Genomic DNA, 1,771 nt, shown 5'->3' with positions numbered 1-1,771 from the left:
ACCGTAGAATTTAGTACCTGCCGTAATAGAACCAGTACCTGCCGTAATCATAACTCCACGCCCGTCTGATTTAAGAATCAAATGCCCGTCTTTATCGGTAGAAGCTTCAACTCCCGTCAACGCTTTTTGGGCATTGATCGCATTTACCAACCGTCCATCACTGTCGTTGGCTAAAACACCGCTGATCGTACCGATTTTAACACCGTTGATAGACAAACTAACGGTCGCACCTGCTGTAACAACTCCAAAATCTTTGGAAACATTTGCCGAAGCACGAATACCAAGCGCTTCTTGGTTTTTATTGATCATAGTAGCCAATTGTCCAAGACCGGTACCGGCTCCCGAACTAATAACAACACTCTCAAAGGTTACGTTATCGATTTTCATACTGACAGTACCGGCAGCGGTAACCGCTTCACCTGTTTCTGTACGGATATGTCCGATTTGGTTTGAATTCGTCGCACCAATGTTGACTTTGACCGTTTCGTTTGAAAACGCACCTACTTGAAACTCTTTATTGGTAAATCCACCGTTAAGAAGATTTTGACCATTGAAAGAGGTTTGAGATGCGATACCGTTCAAACTTTCCATCAAACGTGAAATATCTTTTTGAAGCGCTTGACGTGATTGTGCCGTTTGTCCATCTTGTGCTGCTTGAGTCGCTTTTGTTTTGATCGTATTCAAAATTTTTAGCTGCTCATCCATCGCTTTATCAGCGATCTGTACAACACCAATCCCATCATTCGCATTGGATATAGCTTGTCCTAGTGCCGAAGCATGTGAACGCAAAGAATCGGCAATCGACATCCCTGAAGCATCATCTGCTGCGGAGTTGATACGAAGACCTGAAGAGAGTTTAGACAATGAATTATCTAAACTACGATTGTTCATATTCGCCGCTGAATGTGCATTCATTGCTGCAATATTTGTGTTAATTCTGAAACCCATGATAAATCCTTTATCGTAAGAGCACTTTTGGCTCTTTAGTTATTTGAGCATCCTTGCTTCTACAAACCATATCGGGAGATAAAAAAAAAACTTTAACGGTTTTACAATTTTTTTTGTTACACTTTCGCAAATACATTAATTTATAGTTCGGTAAAGGAGCAAAAGCCCCTTTACCTACGCTTGCCGCTTAGGCTGCTAAAGCTTGCCTCTTGTGAGGCAGAAAATAAACGTTTAGGATTCATTTTTTGAAACTCATCATTGTAGAGTCTCCGGCAAAAGCCAAGACCATTAAAAACTTCCTCTCCAAAGATTACGAGGTAATCGCCTCAAAAGGGCATATTCGGGATCTCCCTAAAAACCGCTTCGGTATCAAAATCGATGATGAGAAAATCATTGCCGAGTATCGTATCAGCGAAGACAGTACCGCTACCGTCAAACAGATTCAAGAGTTAGCCAAAAAAAGCGATGAAATCTTTATCGCGACCGACGAAGACCGCGAGGGAGAAGCAATCGGATGGCATATCGCCCATGCGATTGATAAAGACCCCGAGTCACTGCCGCGTATCGTGTTTCATGAGATTACGAAAAATGCTATTATTCACGCGTTAGAAACTCCGCGTAGTATCGATATGGATCGGGTCAATGCACAGCAAGCACGCCGTTTACTCGATCGCATGGTGGGGTATAAACTCTCTCCGCTTCTGGCGAGTAAAATTCAAAAAGGGCTCTCAGCAGGACGCGTCCAATCCTCAGCCCTCAAAATCGTCGTTGATCGCGAACGTGAAATCCGCGCCTTTATCCCTGAAGAATACTGGAGTATCGA

The 1,771-nt window shown here is 43.1% G+C and carries 2 protein-coding genes; one reads left to right on the top strand and one right to left on the bottom strand.

Features of this window, described 5'->3' with window-relative positions; all coding sequences use genetic code 11:
• Nucleotides 1-948: flagellin hook IN motif-containing protein (locus tag WA010_RS05055; RefSeq protein ID WP_422556059.1), on the bottom strand; the 948-nt coding region annotated here is incomplete at its 3' end.
• Nucleotides 949-1,193: 245 nt separating this feature from the next.
• Here WA010_RS05055 and WA010_RS05050 point away from each other — a divergent pair.
• A partial coding sequence (locus tag WA010_RS05050; protein ID WP_422556058.1) for a type IA DNA topoisomerase occupies nt 1,194-1,771 on the top strand: 578 nt, incomplete at its 3' end.

Origin of the sequence: Sulfuricurvum sp. (genome assembly GCF_049305995.1) — a bacterium.
GTDB lineage: Bacteria > Campylobacterota > Campylobacteria > Campylobacterales > Sulfurimonadaceae > Sulfuricurvum.
This window is presented reverse-complemented; position numbering and strand designations above follow the sequence as displayed.